Origin of the sequence: Paenibacillus sp. Lou8.1, assembly GCF_024213565.1 — a bacterium.
Lineage (GTDB): Bacteria > Bacillota > Bacilli > Paenibacillales > Paenibacillaceae > Paenibacillus > Paenibacillus polymyxa_B.
In genome coordinates this window covers 181437-205097 of the sequence record NZ_JANAVN010000010.1, presented here as the reverse complement: position 1 = coordinate 205097, position 23661 = coordinate 181437, and the positions used below count along the sequence as shown (strand labels likewise).

The 23661-nt window shown below is 47.7% G+C and carries 19 protein-coding genes; 1 reads left to right on the top strand and 18 read right to left on the bottom strand.

Annotation, left to right across the window (positions count from 1 at the left end):
• Window positions 1–26: 26 nt before the first annotated feature.
• From NLX78_RS16150 to thpR, 18 genes are all read right to left on the bottom strand, one after another.
• Window positions 27–1175, bottom strand: coding sequence for a glycosyltransferase family 4 protein (locus tag NLX78_RS16150; RefSeq protein WP_165176467.1), 1149 nt, complete (start codon window positions 1173–1175; stop codon window positions 27–29).
• On the bottom strand, window positions 1172–2359 hold the full coding sequence (locus tag NLX78_RS16145; protein WP_254350964.1) for a glycosyltransferase family 4 protein: 1188 nt from the start codon (window positions 2357–2359) through the stop codon (window positions 1172–1174). The genes NLX78_RS16150 and NLX78_RS16145 overlap by 4 nt, the downstream gene beginning before the upstream one ends.
• The gene (locus NLX78_RS16140) at window positions 2346–3185 is read right to left on the bottom strand and encodes a glycosyltransferase family 2 protein (protein ID WP_023987421.1); all 840 of its coding nucleotides are present in this window, start codon (window positions 3183–3185) and stop codon (window positions 2346–2348) included. Before NLX78_RS16140 ends, NLX78_RS16145 begins: the two co-directional genes overlap by 14 nt.
• A gap of 22 nt (window positions 3186–3207) precedes the next feature.
• Window positions 3208–4587, bottom strand: coding sequence for a lipopolysaccharide biosynthesis protein (locus NLX78_RS16135; protein ID WP_061830278.1), 1380 nt, complete (start codon window positions 4585–4587; stop codon window positions 3208–3210).
• 5 nt (window positions 4588–4592) lie between these two features.
• Window positions 4593–6035, bottom strand: a complete 1443-nt coding sequence (locus NLX78_RS16130) for an O-antigen ligase family protein (protein ID WP_061830308.1) — start codon at window positions 6033–6035, stop codon at window positions 4593–4595.
• 5 nt (window positions 6036–6040) lie between these two features.
• Entirely contained in the window at window positions 6041–6811 is a 771-nt protein-coding gene (locus NLX78_RS16125) for a WecB/TagA/CpsF family glycosyltransferase (protein ID WP_028543109.1), read from the bottom strand.
• A 4-nt stretch (window positions 6812–6815) separates the two neighbouring features.
• Window positions 6816–8153 (bottom strand): O-antigen ligase family protein, encoded by a 1338-nt coding sequence (locus NLX78_RS16120; protein WP_254350963.1) that lies wholly within the window; start codon window positions 8151–8153, stop codon window positions 6816–6818.
• 10 nt (window positions 8154–8163) lie between these two features.
• The gene (locus NLX78_RS16115; protein ID WP_061830280.1) at window positions 8164–9099 is read right to left on the bottom strand and encodes a glycosyltransferase; all 936 of its coding nucleotides are present in this window, start codon (window positions 9097–9099) and stop codon (window positions 8164–8166) included.
• Complete coding sequence (locus NLX78_RS16110; RefSeq protein ID WP_013309152.1) at window positions 9099–9797, bottom strand: sugar transferase; 699 nt, start codon at window positions 9795–9797, stop codon at window positions 9099–9101. Before NLX78_RS16110 ends, NLX78_RS16115 begins: the two co-directional genes overlap by 1 nt.
• 16 nt (window positions 9798–9813) lie before the next feature.
• On the bottom strand, window positions 9814–10707 hold the full coding sequence (galU, locus tag NLX78_RS16105) for a UTP--glucose-1-phosphate uridylyltransferase GalU (protein ID WP_013309151.1): 894 nt from the start codon (window positions 10705–10707) through the stop codon (window positions 9814–9816).
• Between the two features lie 39 nt (window positions 10708–10746).
• Window positions 10747–11385: a CpsD/CapB family tyrosine-protein kinase gene (locus NLX78_RS16100; RefSeq protein ID WP_013309150.1), complete on the bottom strand. Its 639-nt coding sequence runs from the start codon at window positions 11383–11385 to the stop codon at window positions 10747–10749.
• Complete coding sequence (locus NLX78_RS16095; protein ID WP_165144642.1) at window positions 11369–12112, bottom strand: YveK family protein; 744 nt, start codon at window positions 12110–12112, stop codon at window positions 11369–11371. Before NLX78_RS16095 ends, NLX78_RS16100 begins: the two co-directional genes overlap by 17 nt.
• Window positions 12113–12385: 273 nt before the next feature.
• Window positions 12386–13024 (bottom strand): response regulator, encoded by a 639-nt coding sequence (locus NLX78_RS16090; RefSeq protein ID WP_069291324.1) that lies wholly within the window; start codon window positions 13022–13024, stop codon window positions 12386–12388.
• A gap of 116 nt (window positions 13025–13140) precedes the next feature.
• Window positions 13141–14778: a sensor histidine kinase gene (locus NLX78_RS16085; RefSeq protein ID WP_367988299.1), complete on the bottom strand. Its 1638-nt coding sequence runs from the start codon at window positions 14776–14778 to the stop codon at window positions 13141–13143.
• A 326-nt stretch (window positions 14779–15104) separates the two neighbouring features.
• Window positions 15105–19703 (bottom strand): glutamate synthase large subunit, encoded by a 4599-nt coding sequence (gene gltB / locus NLX78_RS16080; protein WP_254350961.1) that lies wholly within the window; start codon window positions 19701–19703, stop codon window positions 15105–15107.
• Between the two features lie 463 nt (window positions 19704–20166).
• On the bottom strand, window positions 20167–20850 hold the full coding sequence (locus tag NLX78_RS16075) for a metal-dependent hydrolase (RefSeq protein ID WP_029516186.1): 684 nt from the start codon (window positions 20848–20850) through the stop codon (window positions 20167–20169).
• A gap of 135 nt (window positions 20851–20985) precedes the next feature.
• Window positions 20986–21798 (bottom strand): cell wall hydrolase, encoded by an 813-nt coding sequence (locus tag NLX78_RS16070; RefSeq protein WP_209941246.1) that lies wholly within the window; start codon window positions 21796–21798, stop codon window positions 20986–20988.
• Between the two features lie 111 nt (window positions 21799–21909).
• Window positions 21910–22476, bottom strand: coding sequence for an RNA 2',3'-cyclic phosphodiesterase (gene thpR, locus NLX78_RS16065; RefSeq protein WP_254350960.1), 567 nt, complete (start codon window positions 22474–22476; stop codon window positions 21910–21912).
• Between the two features lie 227 nt (window positions 22477–22703).
• Between thpR and NLX78_RS16060 the strand changes: the two genes are divergently transcribed.
• Window positions 22704–23660, top strand: coding sequence for a D-2-hydroxyacid dehydrogenase (locus tag NLX78_RS16060; protein WP_254350959.1), 957 nt, complete (start codon window positions 22704–22706; stop codon window positions 23658–23660).
• Window position 23661 lies beyond the last annotated feature (1 nt).

Sequence of the window (23661 nt, the reverse complement as noted above, 5' to 3'; positions counted from 1 at the left end):
GAATCATCCTTTAACGCGAATGTCGGTCAGACTCCTGCCAACAAACCCTTATAGTAATGAACTATATCCTTAACTGTGTTCTCGATGACAAAATGCTTCTTGACCCGTTCCATCCCTCTCTCACCCATCTGCTGACGTTCTTGTGGATGCTCCAACATCCAGCGGATGGCTGCTTCCAGCTTAGCCGGATCACCCGGTTCAATAAGCAGCCCGGTTTCATGGGGTACCACCGTTTCCTTGGGTCCACCCTCATTGGAAGCAATCACGGGGAGACCCGCAGCCATGCCTTCAATAATGACCTGACCGAATGGTTCTGGTGTAATAGAGGTATGAATCAGCAAATCACAACGCTGCATCAGGCCTTGAATGTCATCGACGTGTCCCAGCAGATTGACGTTAGCCAACCCGTATTCGCGCATCGTGGACTCTAATCGTTGCTTGTATTCCTCTTCTCCGAACAACGCATCTCCAGCCAGCCAGAATTTCACGCGCTGATCCGGTAAAAAGGAGCGTGCTGCTTCCAGTAAAATATGCTGTCCCTTCCATTCCGCCAATCTGCCGACCAATACGACGTTAAACGAGTCATCACCACGTACATGGGCAGCCGTGTCACGTGCTGTAATTGCTTTGGCAAAAGCGGAATAAACGACAAGCGTCTTTTTGTCCGGGGGTAACTCCAACGCACTCAGCGTGGACTTGGAATTAGCAATCACTCCGTTGGGCAAAAAGCGGGACATCAGCCGAATCCCTTTGGCCACAATCGGCTTCAGATACGGCGGACCGATGTGGTCACGGATATGCCAGATCAAGGGCAGCTTCGCCGATTTGGCGGCTACTGTACCATACAGTGCAGACTTGAGCGAGTTCGTGTGAACGCACACGACCTTTTCCTCCCGCAGCAAGGGCGCAAGTTTTCTACCGTAAGCCAGCAAACGAAAAGCTGCTGCAGGCGCACCTAGATTCACGGCATTCCGTCCCCGATTGCGAATTGAATCGTCCAATGGAACGATGCGCACATCAATATCACGCTGCCGAAGCCGATCTGCTAAATCGCCCTCCTCTGCCAAAATAACGAGCGGGTCGATATGTTCCCCGATATTCGTCAGTATGTTGTACAAAGCGACTTCGCCGCCGCTCCATCTTGCCGTATGGTCAATATAAGCTACTCTCATCATTTCGCCGCCGCCTTTCTATCAAGGACCTGTCGGAACACCTCTTCCACCTGCTCCGCTACATGTCCCCATGTATATCTGCTCAGGACATGGTCCCGGCATTCCCTTGCATTCGGTAGAAGTTCACGATGATCCAGCACACGCAGCAACCCTTCAGCAATGGCTTCACTATCCGTTCCCTTGAACAAAAGCTCGGGACGGAATCCTCTTAAAATCTCCTTGTTGCCACCCACAGGAGTCGCCAGCACTGGCAGTCCCGAAGCCATTGCCTCCACCGTGATCAGACCGAAACCTTCCAGCGCCTGTGTAGGTACGACGAACAAATTCGATGCTTGGTGGTACTGGGGAAGCTCCTCATCCGACACATAACCGAGCAGCCTTACATGGTTATGAAGATTGTATTCCGCTACCTTGGAAGCCAATTCCTCCATCAAGGGGCCCTTCCCTCCAATCAGCAGCAGATGATCAGGATGACGCTCGGTTACTCGTCGCCATGCTTCGAGTAGCTGTAGCAGTCCCATTCGATTAACAAGACGACGAACGGTTAGCACAATCGTCGCGTTTTGCGGCAAATTCAGGCGCTCTCGTACTGCTCCCCGATCCTCTGCCGGGTGGAACCTTTCTACATTCGCCGCTCCGGGAATAATGTGAATTTTGCTGAGTGGAACCTTATAGTGCTCATGCAAAATATCCCGAAAAGTCTCGCTGAGCACTATAAATTTATCCGCCAATCCGTAGGCCTTCATTTCAATGGATTTGGCCAACGTCGTTTTTAGCAAATGCTTGAGGCCCTGTCCTTCAATCTTCATTTCCTCCGTCCACGGTCCATGAAAGGTGGTAACTACCGGGATTCCTCTTTTTTTCGCCTCCAGCGCCGGTCCGACACCATAGGGAGCAAAATGGGAATACAATATATCCATCGGTTGCTTGTCGAACAACTCTGCTGCATATTTTTGCATTAGCTCTCGACGCTTCCAGATGGATTGCTGCTTGCTGCCAATCGTATGAATCCGAATACGGTCGGGCGCTTGCGGCTGCTCGTCACTACAGATTAGAGCATCCAACGTATTGCGCTCTAGCGTAAGCTGCTCACAGATCGATTTGAAATAGGTGTTGAGGCCTCCTGGCTGCAAAGACGGCCAGCTCAACCCCGTTGCCGCAATACGAAATCCGTTATTGTACGACATAGCTGGTTTCTCCTTTCTGCTCGGTATGTCCGTCATCCACGATTTCTATCTTTTTTCGCCGCTTGGTTAGCTCATAATGCTTGAAGCAGACGAGAAACTCATACATCACCCAGAAAACGGCTACGGCAAAACCCGCCAATCCCTTGCGGTATAAGCCTTGGACAAAATACTTCTGCACAAAGCGGGCAGGAGGCCGCCACAACAGTCTGGTAATCCGAAAGGATCTTCCTTTGTTAAATGCCGTCTCTGCTTCCAGATCTGTATATTTATTAAAACGGGTCATATGATCACTGATGCTGCGGAAGCCGTAGTGCCATAACACGCCCTCCAGATTGACAATCTGGGAAGAGGCTACATCCGGCATTTCATGAACAAGACTATTCGTAATGCCATAAATACGCCGATTGTACAAACGAACCAGATATTCGCCTTTATTCATCCATTTGCCGAGAAAATCGCCAATCCGAAATACGGAATATGCTTTGGCCGGATCGTGGAGCGTTTCCTTTACTTTCAACAAGTCTCCAAGCAACTCTGCATCCACTACTTCGTCCGTATCAATCAGGAATATCCAATCAAATTCCGCTTTTTCAACACCAAACATGCGCTGCTTGGCATAACCCGGCCACGGGTTAGAAAACACCCGACAGCCCAAGGATTCAGCTACCTGAATCGTATTGTCCTTGCTCCCTCCGTCAATGACGACGATATCGTCCGCAAAGGGCTTGCAGGATTTAATGGCGGCTGTGATTCGAGTGCCATCATCCTGAGCGATAATAACTACGGATATCCGGTTGTCCGCGGGAACGCTAGACATGTGGTTCATTAGCGGGTGCCTCCTTCTTTATCTAACCGTTAACTGGCTTTTTCCGGATGTAGTGTGACATCGTTGATCGGAGCCATTGAAAATCTTGTTTGGAAATAAGCAGTCTTGGAATTTTCATTTTAAGAACGAATTTAACATTACATAAAATGAAAATGAACCGTAAAATCCCCGAAGACAGCATTGCTATCCCTGCACCCGTCAATCCATATCTCGGCACGAGTATGGACAGCAATGGAATGACGAGCGCCAATCCGACACCCTGTAGAATGGTAACCAGTTTGGGCTTACCCAACGCCATAAATTGTTGTGCCAGCACCATGGTCCCTCCACTGATAGCAACCTCAAGCACCAAGAACCGGAATACCGTGAGCGCTTGTTTAAACTCTTGACCATATAACAATGTAAATACGAACGGAGCAATCAGCATCAGCATCGCCGCAGCCAGAAAGGTTGCCGTTGATGTCACTCGAAATGCCCGAAATGTTATGGCCACCGCCTCTTCCTTATTCAGACCAGAGGCTTTGGGAAACAGCACGACAATGATCGAGGTAGAAAATACATTCACCATCCTGGCCAAGCTGACCGCTACTGCATATAAACCGAGATCAGCGGGTCTGAGCAGACCCGCAATCAAAATCTGATCAATATAAGTGGAAACCTGCCCCATGAGATCATTTCCGTATGAACCCATACCGTAGGTAAAGAGATTTTTAAATTGCGTCCAGCTGTTCTTTACCTTTGGTTTGTACAGCCGAATCATTCGTATCGTGACACCGATATAAATTGGCAAGCCTGGCAGTAAATAGGCCAATGCTGAGGTGTACGGATTCATATTTCCGGTTAAGATCAGAATCGCCAGACCCAGCAGTGTACTCAGCGGTACCAGATACCGGAATAAATTGTACTGCTTATATTCCGAGCGAACTTGAAGCAATGCATTATTGATCTGTGAAATCGCTATGAGCGGACACATCATCATGGAGCACTGCGCGAAAAGTATGACCGATGAAGAAAAAGAGCGCAGCCAATAAGGAATTAGAAAAACTCCGACGAGTGTCGCCAAGCCCCCGAACATGGTAGCCAGCAGCAAGGCCAGACCATACAGCTTGCCCGTTTCCTCCGGTTTCCTTTTCGCATTGTAAATCAATGCAGACGGGACACCGAAGCTCATGCAGAAGGCGAGAAATTGGGACCAGTTCACCATCGCTGTCTGTTCCCCGCGTCCAGTAGGACCCAGGAATCGTGCCGTTAGCACACCAGTCAGCATATTCACGACGAGAATCAGCATACTGAATATCATCGTTTTTACTGCTGCAGAGCTGTTATCCTTGCTTTTGGCAAACCGAATCACTGTGGACCATAGTGTCCGGACAGGTGCGGATAATGCTTGTAAGTTTTGCACAGCCTTTACCTTCTTTCCGCGATGACATCTTTTGCCCATAGTCCTATTCCGATCATCATCCAGATCAGATAGCCGCGCATACCGGGGAAACCATTATCTGATATGAGACTGGCTACAGCTCCGGCCCACGTAGCCAACGCCAGTCTGATATAAGGCTGACTGGCATCTCGTTCGGCAATACGGGCGAGAAGGCGCTTAATGATAACGAACAGACCACCGAAGAAAAAGAATGCCCCGAAAATACCGAAGGTGAGGAAAATGGCGATATATCCATTATCCATAATCCCAAGTTCGCCGAGATCGCCGCCGTTATCAAGCTTGGTTCCGATTCCTACACTCCCGATCCCCTGCCCGACCGGATTGCCAGCAATCGCCGGAAGCATCGTATGCAGTAAATCCAAACGTTCATTGTACGAATGATCCTGCTGAATATCCGTCAGCGTCTGCATGCGAGCCACCAAACCTTCTGCCCCTGGAAGTTTTGGAACAATGATGTAGAGAAGAAGGCCAACTATAGCTAGTTGAAACAAGGTTTTCCACTTTCCCTTGGAAGATGAACTGAGAATGTAAGCCAGCAACATGACGAAGGCAATTAGCCAGGCTGAACGTACCAGCGTGATTAAGAGACAAACGACCGTCAGCAGGATTCCGATCCACCCCAAAGTGCCACGCCAACGTTTTTCCATTAGCATGGGTACAAGTGCCATCGCCAGGAAAATAGCGCAGGGACCGGGCGAGTTCATGGAAGAAAATACTCTGATTTGAAGTGGTTCTGGAACACCAATGGAATTCATTTCTACATGATTCATCCAAAATGCATCCCACGGAGGCACCGTCAAGTACTGGATAATGCCGTAAATTGCCACAAGAACAGCAATGTTGGCATATGAATACAGCAGTCGGTCCAGCTCCTTCGCCTTCATGGGCTTAATCGCAAGATAAGGCAACAGGATCAAAGGAACCACATAATTGGCTAAATCATAAGCAAAAACAATACCATTTTTGAATAACCCGACCACACTTCCGTAGGCCAATTCTATGCCGAAAAATACAGCAATTCGGGTCAAGGGTTTTTCCGCCTGATGAATGCCTCGCAACACAGGAATAATCAACATACTGCTTACCAGCAGCGGTGCCACGCTCAACAAGGAAACCGAGTGATACGTTCCCTCCATCCAATCCGCAATGCGGCGGATTTCCGGGCCTACTGCCCACACTGCCAGTGTGTAAGGAATCAGTAGCCGCGATTGCAGGATCGCCAGCAGGAAGGCCGGAAAAACGAGCGCCAGCAATATGGCTCCCTGCTGGCTCATGGTGGGATTCATCTTGGCGCTGACAAATCCGATGGCGAGTGGCAGCATACAAGCCAGCAATCCCATGCCGATCATGCTGATTCCACGCCGATTTCCTAGCCAAACGGAAATCTGCTGATCTGCCAACCGACTCATGTTTCTCACCCCTGACCTCCCTTCATCCGCTTCCGCTTGAACATCTCCTTAAACAGCAGAACGAGAAATTGGGAATCTTCAATCAAATATCTTTTCCACAATCGTTTAGGCTCCTGAGACAACCTCCAGAACCATTCAAATCCCGTCTTCTGCATCAGCTCCGGTGCTCTTTTCACATTTCCAGACAGGAAATCAAAGGTCGCTCCCACCCCAATCGAAATCGGAGCACGGTAAGTCTCATAATATCTGTAGATCCATTTTTCCTGCTTAGGTGCGCCTACACCTACAAAAACGATGTCCGGGCGTGCCTCTTGAAGCAGTTGGATAATGTGCCTATTCTCCTCCTCGTTTTTCTCAAAGCCATAAGAAGGAGAGTAACAGCCCACCACATTCATGTTCGGATAAGATTCCTGGAGATTGAGCATAGCCTTCTCAGGAATACCGTCAGCTGCACCGAGAAAAAATAAACGATAGCCTCGATCCTCAAAAGCCTCTCCCAGCCGAGTGAACAAATCTGACCCGGACACCTTTTGTTTGAGGGGTTTTTTCAGTAACTTGGACGCCCATATGATAGGCATCCCATCGGCCACTACAGCTCCGGCATCCGAATACACCTTGCGGAATTCATCATCCTTGCGAAGCTTGATCACATGATCGACATTACAGGTCAAAATGTAGGAATGACGCTGATGTTCAATAGAAGTATCTATAAATTCGAGTAGATCATTAAAATCGTAATTATCAAAGTTGACATCGAACATGTTCACTCTGCTCATCGTATCACTTCTCTTTGCGAAAATCGGTTTGAGTAGATGTCTGGTATAACGCGTTCAAATACCAGCAAAATGGAATAATCATCTGAACCGTTGACAACGTATTATCTGAAAACGAGTAGATCAGAAAGCCTGCAATTAAGCTTGCAAAATAAGGTTTGATAGACTTGGCAAGCGATTGGTAAATGAGAGCGAACACGATCAGCAATGAAAGTATTAATAGCCCGCAACCGATATATCCCGTGTCAAAATAAAAGCGTATATACTCGTTATGCGGTACAACAAAGCCATTGAATAATGTCCCGTCGTTCGCGACCGTTACCGCGCCAAGACCTCTCCCTGACCAAGGGTAATCATGTACTCTGTTCAAAAAATATTCCCATGCCTCCGAGCGTCCCGACAGGTCAATGCCTGTATCGGTCTCCCGTTCGAAGGAGCGTTTTTTTAAATTGTTCCATTGCAGGGCCACCGCCCCCAGAGCAACCAAAAACGATCCGGCCAGCGGTAGCAAATAATTGACTTTCCCCTTGAGGTACTGACGGGCAATATCAAACAGATACACAGCAAACATTAATAACAATGCCAGAATCGGTCCACGTGTACCGGTGGCGATCAGAATCAGAAAGTTCAGTGCCAACACAGTGTAATAAAAAGCGGCTTGCTTGGGTTTACGCTTGACCTCAATTAGAGAGACAGCAATTCCGAGAAAGGAGAGCATTGCCAGATGCGGCGGTATATTCGCTCCTTGTACTCTGACTGCGCCCGTAAATTCTACATCCGTAAACGAATGCAGCCCTAGAACCTGCAAACCCAGTCCAATGACCACACTAATAATGGGCAACAAACTGATCAGTCGGATATGCTTTTCTGCCACATCCTTTTTCCACTGGATCAGTAAAAAAAAGAAAGGGAGTGATAAACCGACGAACGCCTTGACGGCAATCGAGGTCGTTAACAAAGGCAGCCATGCTGAAAATCCAAATGTGATCCCCAGCATGATCACCAATGCCCAGACCGGATAGCTGAACTTGAGACGTATGCCATACACGAGCATGCACGGCACCAGCAGAGCCAAAATGCCCAATTTGTACAATGACAAAATCTCAATACCGAACACGCCACCCTGATACAGAGAATCGACTGAGACTGCTGTACTTAGCAAAACAGCGTAGCTGATGCGCTCTGGATGATGAATGGAAACAGCCAGCAAGAGCAGTAAACATACCGCCGCAATACTGACCACCGGCTGATAGGTAGCCGCAATTCCTACAGCAAGAGCGCCCAGTAGAAAAATAAAAACATGCTGTATGGTGTTTATTCTAGTAGTCCAAGGATAGTTACTCATGTTCCATCTTTCACCCCGCAGCTGACTCGCTTTTCCGGTTGCGCAGTGTATCCAGCGTCCCACGGATACTTTCAAGCCTGCACCGGTTCAACAGCTTCCTGCCCTCACTACGCGCCAGCAGGGAATCCACAGTGATGTATAACACTTTGGCTGCCGTCTTCGCCATCAGCATCGCGTTGCCGCGCAGACCTACGGCCTGAGCAGCGTTAGACATGCCCTGACAATAGTAGCGGTTCATGATCCATTCTTTCGTTAACCGTGAAGCCGGCACAAAATGTTCCACAGACATGTGTGGATGATACATAATCGTTCCACCATTTTTACGAATTTGCTCGAAAACCCACGATTCTTCACCAGATAGAAGAATATCTCCCTTTCTGCCTAGATGAAGCGGGAACATAACGGCGGCAAAAGCCGTTTTGCGCATCGCCATATTCGCTCCAAATGGATTCAGTCCCGACGGATATTCACGAACAGCTTTGCCCAGATCAATAATTGTGTAAGGCAGTTCAAGCGGGCCTGTCAGCCAACCCGGTCGTTCCGTCTCAAACATAGGGTCAATTTTCCCACCCATAGCCGTCAGCTCAGGATTGTTCCCGAATGCTGACATAATCGTTTGCAACCATGTAACACACGGAATTGCATCATCATCGAGAAAAGCAATGACTTCCGCTCTTGATAACGTAATGCCTGCATTACGAGCAGCAGACAGTCCTTGTTCGCGCTCATAATGATATCGGAGATGGATATTCTGACCATGGGCGACGGTGAACCTTTTGATCGTCGCTGCTGTATGATCGGTGGATCGGTTATCGACCACAATGATCTCAGCCAGTGCAAGGTCTTCCAGTTCCAGCAGGGACATTAACGTTTTCTCCAGCAGGTCCGCCCGGTTATAGGTGCAAATAACGACGGACACTGCGGGACATCGCTTGAATGCATCCATCAGTAAGCATCCTTGGAGAACAGCATTTTAACGCCTGTTTTCATGATGATTTTCAAATCGAGCCACGTATTGCGAACATGAATATACTTCAAATCCATTTGCACCATTTCTTCGAAGCCTACACTGTTACGTGCGCTCACCTGCCAGTAACCCGTACATCCCGGTGTTACAATCAGGCGTTGCTTATCATAATCGGAATATTGCTCGACCTCGCTGGGCAACGGCGGACGCGGACCGACTAAGGTCATGTCGCCGACCAACACGTTCCACAGCTGCGGAATCTCATCAATACTCGTCTTGCGCAGAAAACTGCCAATTTTCGTGATCCGAGGATCGTTTTTAATTTTGAACATGGCGCCGCTCACTTCATTCAGCTCCATCAAGTCCTTTTTCAGTTCCTCAGCATTGGACACCATTGAACGGAATTTATACATATCGAATAACTTCTCATTCTTGCCCACCCGAGTTTGCTTGAAAAACACGCTTCCCTTTGGGTCTTCGAGCTTAATCAAAACGCCTACCACTACAAAAAGCGGAAGCAAGACGATCAAGCCCACGAACGACAGCAGCATATCAAGGAGGCGTTTTGTGACCAGGTAGGACGTTTTATCCTGAATTTGTGTATTTCCGTATGGCATGTAAAACGCTTTACCTGACATGACAGCCTCGCCGTCCTCCGGTAAATTTTCCATGCTCATGCTGACGTCCCCCCTCTCAACCTGCCGTGGTTGCTTTCTCGGTCTTTTTCAACCATTCATTCATGGCCTCCATAACCGGATACTTCAAATCATCGCTGGCAAGTGCAAATTCAAGTGTGGTTAGAATATATCCAAGACGTTCACCTACGTCATAACGTGTGCCTTCAAAATCATAGGCGTACACACGCTCACTCTGATTCAGCTTTTGGATCGCATCCGTCAACTGAATTTCGCCGCCAGCTCCTTTTTCCTGAAGATCAAGATATTTGAAAATTTTCGGCGAGAACACGTAGCGACCCATAATAGCCAAATCAGATGGCGCTGTGCCTGGAGCCGGTTTTTCTATAAAATTATTCACTCGGTACAAGCGTCCGTCCTGCTGATCCGGTTCAATGATGCCGTACCGGTTCGTAAATTCCTGCGGTACCCGCTGCACACCGATAACCGAATTTTGAGTTTCCTCATACTGATCCATCAGCTGGCGCAGGCAAGGCTTTTGGCCTGTTACGATATCATCACCCAGCAGCACACCAAACGGCTCGTCCCCGATAAAGCGTCTTGCGCACCATACCGCATGTCCGAGACCTTTGGGTTCTTTTTGGCGAATGTAGTGAATTTCCACTCCCGAAGAACGCTGTACTTCCTCCAGAAGCTTCAGCTTACCGTCCTCGAGCAGTTTGGATTCCAGCTCAAATGCGTTGTCAAAGTGGTCCTCAATGGCACGTTTGCCTTTACCCGTAACGATAATAATGTCCTCAATACCAGAAGCAATCGCTTCTTCCACGATATATTGAATCGTAGGCTTATTGATAATCGGAAGCATTTCCTTAGGCATCGCTTTTGTAGCAGGGAGGAAGCGCGTACCTAACCCTGCTGCTGGAATAATGGCCTTTTTCACTCTTTTCGTCATCGCACTCATTCTCCTTGCTTCATCGAATTTTGGTGTTGCTTACTTCACCTGATTCATCACAATTCCAACCAGCGTCGCACTGGCCTGCTCCATGAGTTGCTTTGTTTTACGTAGATCTTCCCGTTTGGTACGACCATGTCTAGCGACGAGAATCACACCATCCGTTAAGCCTGCAATCAGGCGAGCATCCGTATAATTCAGCGCCGGAGCCGAATCGAGTAAAATGATGTCATATTCACGTTTGAGCTCTTCCAATAGCTCAGCCATACGTTCGCTACCGAGCAGATCTGCTGCGTTGTACAGGGTGTCTCCACCGGGAACAACCGATAGCTCCAGGCCACCATGTCTAACGATAGACTTGGAAGAAGCCCCACCGCGCAAATAAGCCGATAGACCTCCGGTATTCTCCATTCCGAATATCTCGTGCAGCGCTGGTTTATGCAGATTGCAATCCACCAGAGCTACCTTCTTGCCTTCTTGTGCAAAGGAAACTCCGATGTTGGCGAGCAGTGTTGTTTTACCCGCTCCGCTTTCCGGCGAGGTCAACAATAGAACCGTGCCACGGTCCTTTTGCCCAATCACCTGCTGCCGGATGTATGTACGGAGGGATCGAAATGATTCCGAGATATACGATGATGGATTACTTTCTGTAATCAACATGTCATTCAATCGCAGCATATTTACGCTCCCCTACCCGTTCTTTGGAATTTCCGGCTGCTCCATCGACGTCCTTCTTGCGAATGACTGGAATCGATGCAATTACCGGAATACCGATGTCCGCGTCCGCTTCTTTCTCCGAGCGCAGCGTACCGTTAATGCTTTCCAGGAACACAATCGTGCCCAATGCAATCATCAGCGATACGAGAAAACTAATCGCAATATTCATGAGCGGGTTCCCATTAATCGGGTCAGGATTGGCCTGAGGGTCCGCTTCATTTAAAATTTTCACATTATTCAATTCCATCAATCCCGGAACTGTCTGTACGAATTTCTGGGTTACCGCGTTTACAACCGCTGCGGCCTGTGGATAGCTCCCTGCCTCAAACGTCAAACCGATAACCTGACTTTTATCCGAGGATTTAATCTGCAGTTTCTCTGCCAACTTCTGCTGCGTCAAACCGAACTCGGGATGAGTCGCTACAACAGCGTCCATAATTTTAGGTGAAGTGAGAATTTGCTTGTAGCTTTCCACCAAATTAAGACTTGTGTTGACGTCGTTCAGATTGTTGCTCCCCTGCTTGGCGGAAATATGATTAACCAGCAGTTGGCTTGAAGCGGAATAGACTGGCTTCACGACATTGTCGCTCACAAAGTATGTTGTTACACATGAGAGAATGACAAAAATTGCGATCAGCCACAATCTTCTTTTAATCAGGACTAGATAATCCAAAATGGTTTTCTCCACAAAAATCCTCCCTCCTATACAATTTCTCTTCATATTTAAGTATGACTTTATTGTAACAATTGGCTCTGTGAACGACATGGAACCGAATGGCACTTTCTCCCTCACTATGGGGGGAGGGAAATGTATACTTTCGGATACGGCATGGTATACTTTTGTACCATGCTTTGTCGATTATGGAAAAAGAAATCGAAAAAAGCCTCAAAATCACAAAACTTGGTGATTTTGAGGCTTTTCTTTCCACTCGCACATGAAAGTGCAGCGTAGCTTATAGAGTCAGCGCATCATTGTTGGCTCGTACTTCGCCAGACCGATGGCATTGGCATACAATGCTGCCTGCGTACGATCCGCCAGCCGCAGCTTGGCCAGTATCTGACTGACATGCTTTTTGACTGTGAACTCACTGATAAATAACCGGGATGCAATTTCACGATTGCAAGCTCCTTGTCCCAGCTCGACCAGCACTTCCTTTTCCTTTGGCGTCAGGTCGTCGGTCAGATTGCCCGCATCTTCACGCAGCTTGTTTTCGAGAATAGCCGGATCATAATATTTGCGTCCTTTGTTGACAAGATGAATCGCGTAAATTAGTTCCTCAGGCAATGCTTCCTTAAGCACATAACCGTCCACGGAAGCTTCCTCTGCTTTTAGAAAATCTTCACGTGTTGCGGAAGAAGTCAGCAAAATAAATTTGCTTCTGAAACCGCGTCCGCGCGCTATCTTGATAATATCCAGCCCCGATTCATCAGCTAGTTTCAAATCCAGCAGCACCAGATCCGGATCCGTTTCCTCTATCACCACAAGTGCTTCCTGTTGATTCTGGGCCTCTCCCGCAAACTGAACATTGGGCTGCATGGATATAACCGCAGCGAGTCCTTTCCGTACTAAAGGATGATCATCGACAATGACAATTTTCATGATTCGGCCTCCTGTCTACAGTTCAGGATTTGCATAATCCCTATGTATCCGATTGTTACCGCAGATTTTGTATTGCAGAATGTTCACACATTTTATTCGAGGATTTTGCAAAATCCTCATTCATAAGCATTTACCGGAATGGACAATCGGATCTGTGTTCCCTCTCCGATTCGACTTGAAATATCAAATTCGCCTCCCATCGATTGAGCTAAATATTCCATATTCATCATGCCCAGGCCCCCGCCTGCACTGACCGCCTCACCTCCTGCTACCATTCTCGCCGTCTCAAACCCTACTCCGTCGTCATGAATAGACAGTCTAATCACTTGGGGCGTCAATTTTAACTTCACATCAATTCGCTTGGCCAATCCATGACGGATTGCGTTCCCCGCCGCTTCGGAAATGATCCGGAATAAAGCCTTTTGGTACAAATACGGAAGTGAATAATGATCACCATGAATGTCAAAATCAATTTGTACATGGTTCAGCTTGGAGAGTGTATGCAGATGACTTTTCACCGTCCCTAACCAAGTTGAGCCTCCGCTTTTTTTCGAACTTAAACTATGAATCGCCCCTTTCAGCTCTCTAACCGCTTGGTTGGCTGATTGCTGAATTAGATCAATTTGCTCCTCCACCTGCTCCTTTGGCTGATGACACCAGGTTTGCCGGAGAGAATGCGTTGCGTACACAATACCAAAAAGACTTTGAGAAACATTGTCATGCATTTCATTTGCAATCCGGTTCTGCTCATTCGTCACAATCAGCTGATTTTCAATACGCTCCAGCTCATAGCGCTCCAAGAACACAGCGCTGAGCTCAGCCAAGAATATCAGTTGTTGCACGAGCCAGCGTCTTCCTGTCAGACTTTGATCCGGGCCCAGCTTGAGGCCAATCGTCGCTACAAAACGGGTCGTCATCGGTACGGTGATCATGAGGAAATCGCCCCATTCTGGCAGATGTCTGAAAAATGGTTCACGTTCTTCCCTGAATTCCTCCCGATAATTCCCCAGCTCCTCGAATAGCTGCTCCTCCTCCTCTACCGTCCAACCTGTCTGGCTGCTTGCCGGTGCATCCTCCTCCTGACTATCCAGCCAGAAAAATGCACGGCTTTGCTTGGTTAGCTTGACCGTATAGTCCGAGATGACTTGACCGAGATTTAAAGCCTCATTGTGGCTGGTCGTCTCCATGATGTGGTAAATCGACTTGATATGATCCATCGTCTCATTGGCTTGTTCTTTAGCCACCTTCAGTTCGTCCTTCATGACGCCGATAACCTGCATTGCCATCGTAGTTGCGATCAGTACCAGAAACAAATTGATGTTCTGCAATATAAGATCCCACAAAAAATATTGACCTGGTGTAAAAAAGATATAACAAAATGTAAGCACCAAGCCGATATAAGAAAGGAGGAGTGTCCAACTGTATCTCATAGACAGATGAGCACAAGCCACCAGCATGGGGGTAATCACATACCATTTGAACGGGCTATCCATCCCTCCGGTTGGGAACAACAACAAAATGATCCCTGCTGTCTCTAGTGCAATGCTACATTTCAATACCATATCATGAAGTCTGTATTTACGGTAAATCCAAGTAAATGCTGTAACGGATAAAAATAGAAAACCAATCAGTAATAGCTTCTGCCACACGATTAATCTAGATGATTCGAACAGAAAAACAAGTGACGTTAAAGATAGTGATACATAACGGTATAAAAAAATCATTTGGTCTTCTGCTGACTTCCTCAACTTCATCCTGTCACCCTATTCTGTGTTTTGAAGGGACGATGGGCATATTAGGTTTGTTTGTGTTTGTGTACTCTAAAAAAATCATAACCAATCCAAAAATAAATAACAAGACATAAACTCTTACGTAAACGGTTACATTCCAAAAAATTTGGTACTTTTTATAACATATTTACCGTTTCAGGAAAACATTTTGGGGGTAATGTCAGAATTTATGACGTTTGTCAAGGAAATAAATCACATTTTTGTAACCTAAAAAAGACTTGCTGGTACCACCGTGATTATAACAGCGGTATTCAGCGAGTCCTTTTTTAGTAAATTTGGTAGTCTACATTTTAACCCCCGGCACGCGCCAATTCACGCATATTGGCTTCAAATGCTGCCAACAGAGCTTCATCTCCGCTCAAACCAGTTGCCTCTTCTTTTTGGATCTGTTCAACCATACGCTTGTAATCCTTTGGAATCACTCGTACAAACTGCTGAATCGCAGTCTGCCAATCATCCAAAATACGTTGTCCCGCTTCACTACCCGTGTAAGTGACATGGCGTTGAATCAAGCCGCGCAAATCCGCTGCTTCTGCAGGATCTTCCACACCTTCCAGCAACACCATTTCCAGATTACAACGGCTCAGGAACGTCCCCTCAGGGTCATAGACATAGGCAATACCTCCGGACATTCCGGCTCCAAAATTCCGTCCGGTTCCACCCAATACAGCTACACGTCCACCCGTCATATATTCGCAACCATGATCACCAACGCCCTCAACTACAATACGTGCGCCGGAGTTCCGAACGGCAAAGCGCTCGCCTGCGATTCCGCTAATGTAAGCTTCACCGCTGGTGGCTCCATACAATGCTGTATTTCCGATAATAATGTTCTCTTCTGCCTTAAAGGTCGCTTTGTGAGACTTTTTCACAATAACCTTACCACCAGATAGCCCTTTACCAACATAGTCATTGCTATCGCCTTCCACGCTCAGCGTGATGCCTTTCGGAATAAATGCCCCGAAGCTCTGACCTGCCGATCCAATAAAGTTAAAGCGAATCGTATCCTCAGGCAGACCCGCCACTCCATACTTACGGGTGACCTCGCTGCCCAGAATCGTTCCTACCGCCCGATTCACGTTTGTAATAGGTAAGGTACCCTCAACAGGCGTTCCGTTCTCCAGCGCTTCCGCAGCCATCGGTACGAGCTGTTGCATGTCGAGTGTTTCTTCCAGACCGTGATTTTGGCGTTGTACGCGGTAACGTACACTACCTTCTTCCAACTCAGGAACATGCAACAGCAAGCTCAGGTCTACGCCCTTCTTCTTCCAGTGCGAATCGGCGTTCACGGTATCCAGACAATCCGTACGTCCAATCATTTCCTGAATCGTACGGAAGCCCAATTCCGCCATAATTTCACGGACATCTTCCGCGATGAAACGCATAAAATTCACCACATGGGCAGGATCGCCCATATAATTTTTGCGTAGCTCCGGATTCTGCGTAGCCACACCAACCGGACATGTATCCATTTGGCATACCCGCATCATAATACAACCCAACGCCACGAGCGGCGCTGTAGAGAAGCCGTATTCTTCCGCGCCCAACAGGGCAGCTACTACCAAATCGCGGCCAGACAGCATCTTGCCGTCTGTCTCCAATACCACGCGATCGCGCAGGTTGTTTAGCATCAGCGTCTGATGCGTCTCCGCCAGGCCCAGCTCCCAAGGCATACCCGCATGGCGGATGGAGCCTTGCGGGGAAGCGCCTGTACCACCGTCATAACCGCTGACCAGAATAATGTCAGCACGGCCTTTTGCTACCCCTGTAGCAATCGTGCCTACGCCTACTTCTGACACCAGTTTCACGTTAATGTCAGCACGCGGATTGGCGTTTTTGAGATCATAGATGAGCTCTGCCAAATCCTCGATAGAATAAATATCGTGATGCGGCGGTGGTGAAATCAAACCTACTCCTGGCGTAGAACCACGTACCTCAGCGACCCAAGGGTATACCTTACGTCCTGGCAGTTGTCCACCTTCGCCCGGCTTAGCGCCTTGCGCCATTTTGATCTGAATTTCGTCAGCATTCACCAAGTAATTCGATGTTACACCGAATCGGCCCGACGCTACCTGCTTAATCGAACTGCGGCGAGAATCGCCATTGGCATCCGGTATGAAACGTGCAGGGTTCTCCCCACCTTCACCCGTATTGCTCTTGCCACCGATCCGATTCATCGCAATCGCCATATCTTCATGCGCTTCCTGACTGATCGAGCCAAAGGACATGGCTCCTGTCTTGAAGCGACGCATAATGGATGCAGCGGATTCCACTTCATCCAGCGGCACAGGCTCACCAGCAGGCTTCAATTGAAGCATGGAGCGAATCGTCAAATACTGTTCAGATTCACCCTGTATCAGCTTGGCGTACTTCTTGTAAAGCTCGTAGTCTCCCGAGCGTACCGACTGCTGGAGCAAATGCACCGTTTGCGGGTTAAACAAATGTTCTTCCCCATCGTTACGCCATTGATAGTCGCCGCCCGAATCCAGCACTTTGTCGTTGCCGTCCTTGTCAGTGAAAGCACGGTTATGATGAACCAGCGCTTCCGTAGTCACTTCCTCCAGACCAATACCGCCAATGCGGGAAGGTGTCCAGGTGAAATAACGGTCAACAAAATCCTGCTTCAGACCTACAGCCTCAAAAATTTGTGCTCCACGGTACGACTGAATCGTGGAAATACCCATTTTGGACAATATTTTAACGACACCCTTCGTTGCCGCTTTAATATAATTTTTAACTGCCTTTTCGTGCGAGATGCCGCGCAACAAGCCCTGCTGAATCATGACATCCAGCGTTTCAAAAGCCAGATACGGATTAACCGCGCTCACACCGTAGCCAAGCAGTACCGCATAATGGTGAATATCCCTTGGCTCCCCGGACTCCAGCAAAATGCTCACACGTGTGCGTGTACCCTGCTTAATCAGATGGTGATGCAGGCTGGAAACAGCTAGCAACGCCGGAATGGCCGCATTTTCCGCATCCACTCCACGGTCGGACAAAATCAGGATGTTATGACCTTTGTCAATGACACGGTCAGCTGCCTCAAACAATCCTTCCAGCGCCTTGCGTAAGCCCTCAGCGCCTTCCTTCGCTTCAAAGAAGATCGGAATCGTCATCGATTTGAAGCCAGGACGGTGTACGTGGCGAATTTTGGCAAACTCCTCATTCGACAACACCGGCGAATCCAAACGAATCTGACGACAGCTTTCCGGTTCTGGATGCAGTAAATTGCGCTCTGCTCCAATCGTAGTTGCGGTTGACGTTACAATCTCTTCACGAATGGCGTCAATCGGCGGGTTCGTGACTTGAGCAAACATTTGTTTAAAGTAATTGTACAAACGTTGCGGACGATCAGACAGCACCGCCAATGGTGCATCGTACCCCATTGAGCCAATCGGTTCTGCACCTGTAAGTGCCATCGGCTCCAGAATTTTGCGCAGTTCTTCAAACGTATATCCAAAAGCGAGCTGAAGCTGATTTACATTTTCATGTTTAGGCTCCGGCTGTTCCAGTGCTTCCGGCAGCTCATCCAAATCAACCAAGTGCTCATCCAGCCATTGCTGATAAGGTTCCTCGGAAGCAATACGTTCCTTTAACTCTTCGTCAGAAACGATACGGCCTTCTTGGGTATCAACCAACAGCATACGACCCGGACGGAGACGATCCTTATAGAGCACATTTTCAGGAGCAATATCCAATACGCCCGCCTCTGAAGACAGTGCGATCAGATCGTCCTTGGTCACATAGTAACGTGCAGGACGCAGACCGTTGCGGTCGAGAATGGCTCCGATTTGGATACCGTCTGTAAACGCCATCGCAGCCGGTCCGTCCCACGGCTCCATCATAGTGCTGTGATATTCATAAAATGCCCGTTTCTTCGGGTCCATGGTTTCATGCTTGTTCCAAGGTTCCGGCACCATCATCATGGCTACATGAGGAAGGGAACGTCCGCTCAGATACAGAAACTCCAGTGTATTATCAAACATGGCTGTATCTGAGCCATCTGGGTTAATGACTGGTTTTACCTTCTTGATATCTCCGCCAAACGCTTCGCTTTCAAACTGCGCCTGGCGAGCATGCATCCAGTTCACGTTGCCGCGCATAGTATTAATTTCGCCGTTGTGAATCATAAAACGATAAGGATGCGCACGATCCCAGCTTGGGAACGTATTCGTGCTAAAACGGGAATGGACCAGCGCGATCGCCGATGTCACCCGCTCATCCTGCAAATCCAAATAAAATTTGCCTACCTGCTCGGTTGTGAGCATTCCTTTGTATACAACCTTGCGACATGACAAACTTGGAATATAGAACGACTCACCGTTCTCATCCTCTTGGTTATAGCGAATAGCAAGCTCTGCACGTTTGCGAATGACATACAGTTTCCGTTCGAAGTCCAGCTCTTCCTTCAAATCGCTACTGCGACCGATGAATACCTGACGCACGCCCGGTTTAGCTGCTTTTGCCGATTTACCCAGCATTTCGTCATAAGTTGGAACATCGCGAAAACCCAAACAATTTTGACCTTCGTCCACGATGATATCTCTTAGCTTCTGCTCATGCACTTCACGAACTTTTGGATCATTGGATACAAAAAGCATACCCACGCCATAATGTCCGGCCTTTGGCAATTTAAAGCCCAATCGCTCCGCTTCCTCTTGAAAAAACAGATGAGGGACCTGAATCATAATCCCTGCTCCGTCACCGGAGTTTGGTTCACTTCCCTGACCGCCCCGATGCTCCATATTCACGAGCATGGTCAAAGCCTGACTTACAATATCGTGCGATGGTTTTCCCTTGATGTGGGCAACAAAGCCCATGCCGCAGGCGTCTTTTTCGAATTGGGGATCATATAGTCCCTGTTTGGGTGGTAAACCTGTCTGTCTCATGGAACGCAACCTTTCTGTTATAAAGTCATGCTGGCCTGAAATACAGGCGGCCGAATAGAAGACAGTGGCGACAAGAGGTAACTCAAAGAACAACTACGAGGAATGGGGGACAAAACATGTGACGTATTCAAGGCGGTACGGTCCGCCGAATGCGTATGTTTTTCAATAATTATGCAATGGCTTGACTTGAAAAATACGTCGATTCCACTGATGAATCTAATTAGTTCTATCATTTTATCATTGACCTATCATGTTAGCAATTCAAAGTTTTTATGATTGTGATAATAAATCTTTTACATTACAGCTTCAACGTATCAATGCAAAAATATCTCATTTTTATGTATAAATATTCACTTTTAAAAAACAGCCTTTCCTATTCCTCTAAGGAACAGAAAAGGCTGACAAAGGAGATTTGATGAGTTTATAGACCATCAAGTATATTCCCGTAAATCAGATATCCGTATTAAAATTCGAGACTTTCGCCGGGCTTCAATGCTTTCCCTTCAATGCCTTCTTTGTGCAGACGATCACAGAAGCCGTCTCCGTCCTGCTCAATACCCGGGAACGTATTGTAATGCACCGGTATTACGCGGCTTGCACGCAGCCATTTTGCTGCCAGCAGTGCATCCTCCGGTCCCATCGTATAACCATCTCCGATCGGCAATACCGCAGCATCGATGGAGTTAGTTTCGCCAATGAGACGCATATCGCCAAACAGACCAGTATCCCCTGCATGGAAAAAGGTTTGGCCTCCCATGGTCAATAAGATCCCCGCCGGCTCTCCCATGTAAATGGTTTGCCCGTCCACCGTCAAAGATGAGCTGTGGAATGCAAGCGTGAATTTCACATGGAAACCGTCAAAGTGGTGACCTCCACCCAGATTCATACCGTGAGCTTTGGCCCCCAAGGATGAACAATATTCGGCCAGTTCCGCGACCGCGATTACTGGACAATCATTGCGCTTGGCAATTTCAACAGCATCTCCAAAATGATCGGCATGACCGTGTGTCAACAGCACGGCATCCACCTGAATATCCTCGGCCTGTACGGTTGCTTTAGGATTTCCTGTCAAAAAAGGATCAATAATAATCCGTTTCCCCTCTGCCTCTACCAGTACAACTGAATGTCCATAATATGTGATTTTCATATCATCTACGCCTCCTTTGTCACTTTCATTATTTTGGTTACTTTCCTTTACCCATTATACCTCTTTTGCATACTGGCTTCACCTGTACCCTAAAATTCGTTCACAAAGCTGAACCCTATTGTTTAGAAAGGGCTGTTATTTGTAGAAAGTATGATGACCGATAGTTTTCACCTTCGTACGCGAATGATGAACCGTAAGGTCCTGGGCCAACGTAAGCGACAGGAAAAAACAGGTGTTATCAGGCACGGCTTTATGGCCGTTCAAAGCAGCAGTAACCGCACGGATGCTGTCCTGGTTGGGCTGAACACGACGAAGACGCCCGTTCGCGACCGGACTAAATTGCGCTTTTTGATAAATCACTGCCTGAATCGTATCGGGAAATGGGGCTGACCGCAGCCGGTTTAAGACAACGTTGGCAACTGCCACTTTGCCTTCGTACGGTTCGCCTTCTGCTTCTGCCATCACTATTTTTTGCAGCAGGAGCAGTTCTTTAGCGGAGACAGGATAGCTCCAGGTAGACAACGCCTTGTCATCCTGCGTGAGCATTTTTGTCTTCGTAAAGTAGATGGTTGTAGGAGGGGTTAGGATTGCGGACTTGCTATGCTGGACCTCAGGCTTTTTCTTGCCTGTAGCAACGTTATTCCGAGCTTGTTCCGCCTGCTTCATCTGGGAAGCGGGTAACGGAGTCGGCATGATTTCTTTCCAGCTTGACTGCCCATGAGCAGCGACAAAGATGGGGCTTGTCCTGTTTGACCCGTTATGGGTCCCCATCCTGTCGCCATATGTAGGAGACGAAGAGTTCCCTGACCAGCTCAGAGATTGCATAGGTGCATTTTTATGATTTTTCTGTGTTTGCTGAACCTCAGCGTAGAGGCCTATCCCCAATATACAAACAAGCAGCACACTCAATAGAGGTGCAAACCAACGATGTTCTTTAACGATTTCCATAATGTTCCTCCCGTTAACTATAAGCACATTCCTCAGATATGTAACCTAAAATGCGCTTTTTGAATAACGCTGAAACACTATATCACTAAATTCGCTGATAGATCAAGGCTTTCACCTCATTAATGGGAATGTTTGAATTATTTGGTACATTGGTTTTTGACCCATTCGGGTTGCATATAAAACAAATTCTCCCACTTCCCATGGCTCGCTGCATCGGGCATTTGGCTGCCAAATAGACGGTGGAATAGGCTGTTCTCCTGTGTACGAACGTGCTAGGGTGATATGAGGTCGATAAGGTCGTTCCTCGGGTTTAAAACCCAGCGGTTCGGTAGCCTGGACTATGGACTGGTACAGTTGATCCAGTGAATCACGCTGCCCGGTCACTCCCCTCCACAGTACACGCGGAAATTCTTCACGGCCAAAAAAACCTGCTTCTCCAATGCCGAGTGTGAACGGGTCATGCTCAGCTGCAGCTTGAACTAAAACCTGCTCAAGTTTCGGTATAACCGAGGTCTCCACATCACCCAAAAACTGAAGTGTCACGTGGTAATCTCTGAAATCACTCCATTTGCGAAAAGTCAGGTCTTTTAAATCCTGCTCCACCCAATAATGTAGCTTCTTCTTATGCTCATTCGGGAGAGCAATAGCTGTAAAAAGTCTTTGCGATTCATTTTTCATCAACCTATACCTCCTTTCCTAATTGATATTTGTGGATATCTCAAAAAGTAGCTGTTTGGATTGTCCCTGATCAGGGTAAAGCCATTTGTTGTTATATATAATGACACTGCGAGCTCGTTTTTACCCTCCTTATGCAATTTTTTCGGCAATCTGTTATTCTTGAAAGGATGGTTCGCCAGAATATATTGGAAACTCCAAGGAATCAAAAATCGAGGAGGCTATGAACTATGGGAAACATTTTAAGCTTACATCAACTTACGGAAGAGCAAAAAAAACAAGTTCGTGCAACGGCTCCGGGCTACGAGTTGATTATTGGCAAAGCCCAGGAATTGGAGTCTAAACAAATCCGGGAGGCCGAGGTTATTCTAGGCTGGTCCAAGCATATTGCCGAAGAGGCATTACATCAAGACAGCAAGCTGAAGTGGATACAAACCTGGTCGGCCGGGATTGATAAGCTACCGCTTACCGAATTGGAGAAGCGTAACATTTTACTAACGAATACAAGTGGTGTGCATGCAATTCCAATTACAGAGCAGATCTTTGGAATGCTGCTATCGCATACACGTTATTTACAGCAAGCAGCTCTCTTGCAACGTGAGAAAACATGGCAGCCACCGAAAGGCCAACTGACGGAATTACGTGGCAAAACGCTCTTGATTACAGGCGTTGGAGAAATTGGCCGTGAAACAGCGCGGATTGCAGAAGCCTTTGGCATGCGGGTGATCGGAGTCCGCCGTTCTGGCAAGGAAGCTCCCCATGTAGAGCACATGTATACTAACGAACAACTACACGAAGCATTGGGAGCAGCGGATATCGTGGTAAATATATTGCCATTCACCGAGGAAACCCATCACTTCTTTGACGAAAAAGCATTTGCAGCTATGCGTAAGGGTGCCTTCTTCATTAATGTAGGTCGCGGTGGCACCGTTCATACGGATGCGCTTGTACGCTCTTTGGAACAAAAGCATATTGCCTTTGCCGGACTGGATGTATTCGAGGAAGAACCGCTACCTGCTTCACATCCGCTATGGAGTCTGGACCATGTCTTGATCACACCGCATATTGCAGGCGATACGGACCGATATGCCGAACGGGCGGTGGATATTTTTCTTACTAATTTGAATGCCTATGCCGCTGATCAGGAGTTACCGCTGAATGTGGTTAACTACAAAACTCAGTATTAAT

Bases quoted from the DNA above. Each gene is read 5' to 3' on its own strand.
- NLX78_RS16150 (WP_165176467.1), bottom strand. From the start codon at position 1,175: ATGATGAGAGTAGCTTATATTGACCATACGGCAAGATGGAGCGGCGGC.
- NLX78_RS16145 (WP_254350964.1), bottom strand. From the start codon at position 2,359: ATGTCGTACAATAACGGATTTCGTATTGCGGCAACGGGGTTGAGCTGG.
- NLX78_RS16140 (WP_023987421.1), bottom strand. From the start codon at position 3,185: ATGAACCACATGTCTAGCGTTCCCGCGGACAACCGGATATCCGTAGTT.
- NLX78_RS16130 (WP_061830308.1), bottom strand. From the start codon at position 6,035: ATGAGTCGGTTGGCAGATCAGCAGATTTCCGTTTGGCTAGGAAATCGG.
- NLX78_RS16125 (WP_028543109.1), bottom strand. From the start codon at position 6,811: ATGAGCAGAGTGAACATGTTCGATGTCAACTTTGATAATTACGATTTT.
- NLX78_RS16120 (WP_254350963.1), bottom strand. From the start codon at position 8,153: ATGAGTAACTATCCTTGGACTACTAGAATAAACACCATACAGCATGTT.
- NLX78_RS16115 (WP_061830280.1), bottom strand. From the start codon at position 9,099: ATGGATGCATTCAAGCGATGTCCCGCAGTGTCCGTCGTTATTTGCACC.
- NLX78_RS16110 (WP_013309152.1), bottom strand. From the start codon at position 9,797: ATGAGCATGGAAAATTTACCGGAGGACGGCGAGGCTGTCATGTCAGGT.
- galU (WP_013309151.1), bottom strand. From the start codon at position 10,707: ATGACGAAAAGAGTGAAAAAGGCCATTATTCCAGCAGCAGGGTTAGGT.
- NLX78_RS16100 (WP_013309150.1), bottom strand. From the start codon at position 11,385: ATGCTGCGATTGAATGACATGTTGATTACAGAAAGTAATCCATCATCG.
- NLX78_RS16090 (WP_069291324.1), bottom strand. From the start codon at position 13,024: ATGAAAATTGTCATTGTCGATGATCATCCTTTAGTACGGAAAGGACTC.
- NLX78_RS16085 (WP_367988299.1), bottom strand. From the start codon at position 14,778: ATGAAGTTGAGGAAGTCAGCAGAAGACCAAATGATTTTTTTATACCGT.
- gltB (WP_254350961.1), bottom strand. From the start codon at position 19,703: ATGAGACAGACAGGTTTACCACCCAAACAGGGACTATATGATCCCCAA.
- NLX78_RS16075 (WP_029516186.1), bottom strand. From the start codon at position 20,850: ATGAAAATCACATATTATGGACATTCAGTTGTACTGGTAGAGGCAGAG.
- NLX78_RS16070 (WP_209941246.1), bottom strand. From the start codon at position 21,798: ATGGAAATCGTTAAAGAACATCGTTGGTTTGCACCTCTATTGAGTGTG.
- thpR (WP_254350960.1), bottom strand. From the start codon at position 22,476: ATGAAAAATGAATCGCAAAGACTTTTTACAGCTATTGCTCTCCCGAAT.
- NLX78_RS16060 (WP_254350959.1), top strand. From the start codon at position 22,704: ATGGGAAACATTTTAAGCTTACATCAACTTACGGAAGAGCAAAAAAAA.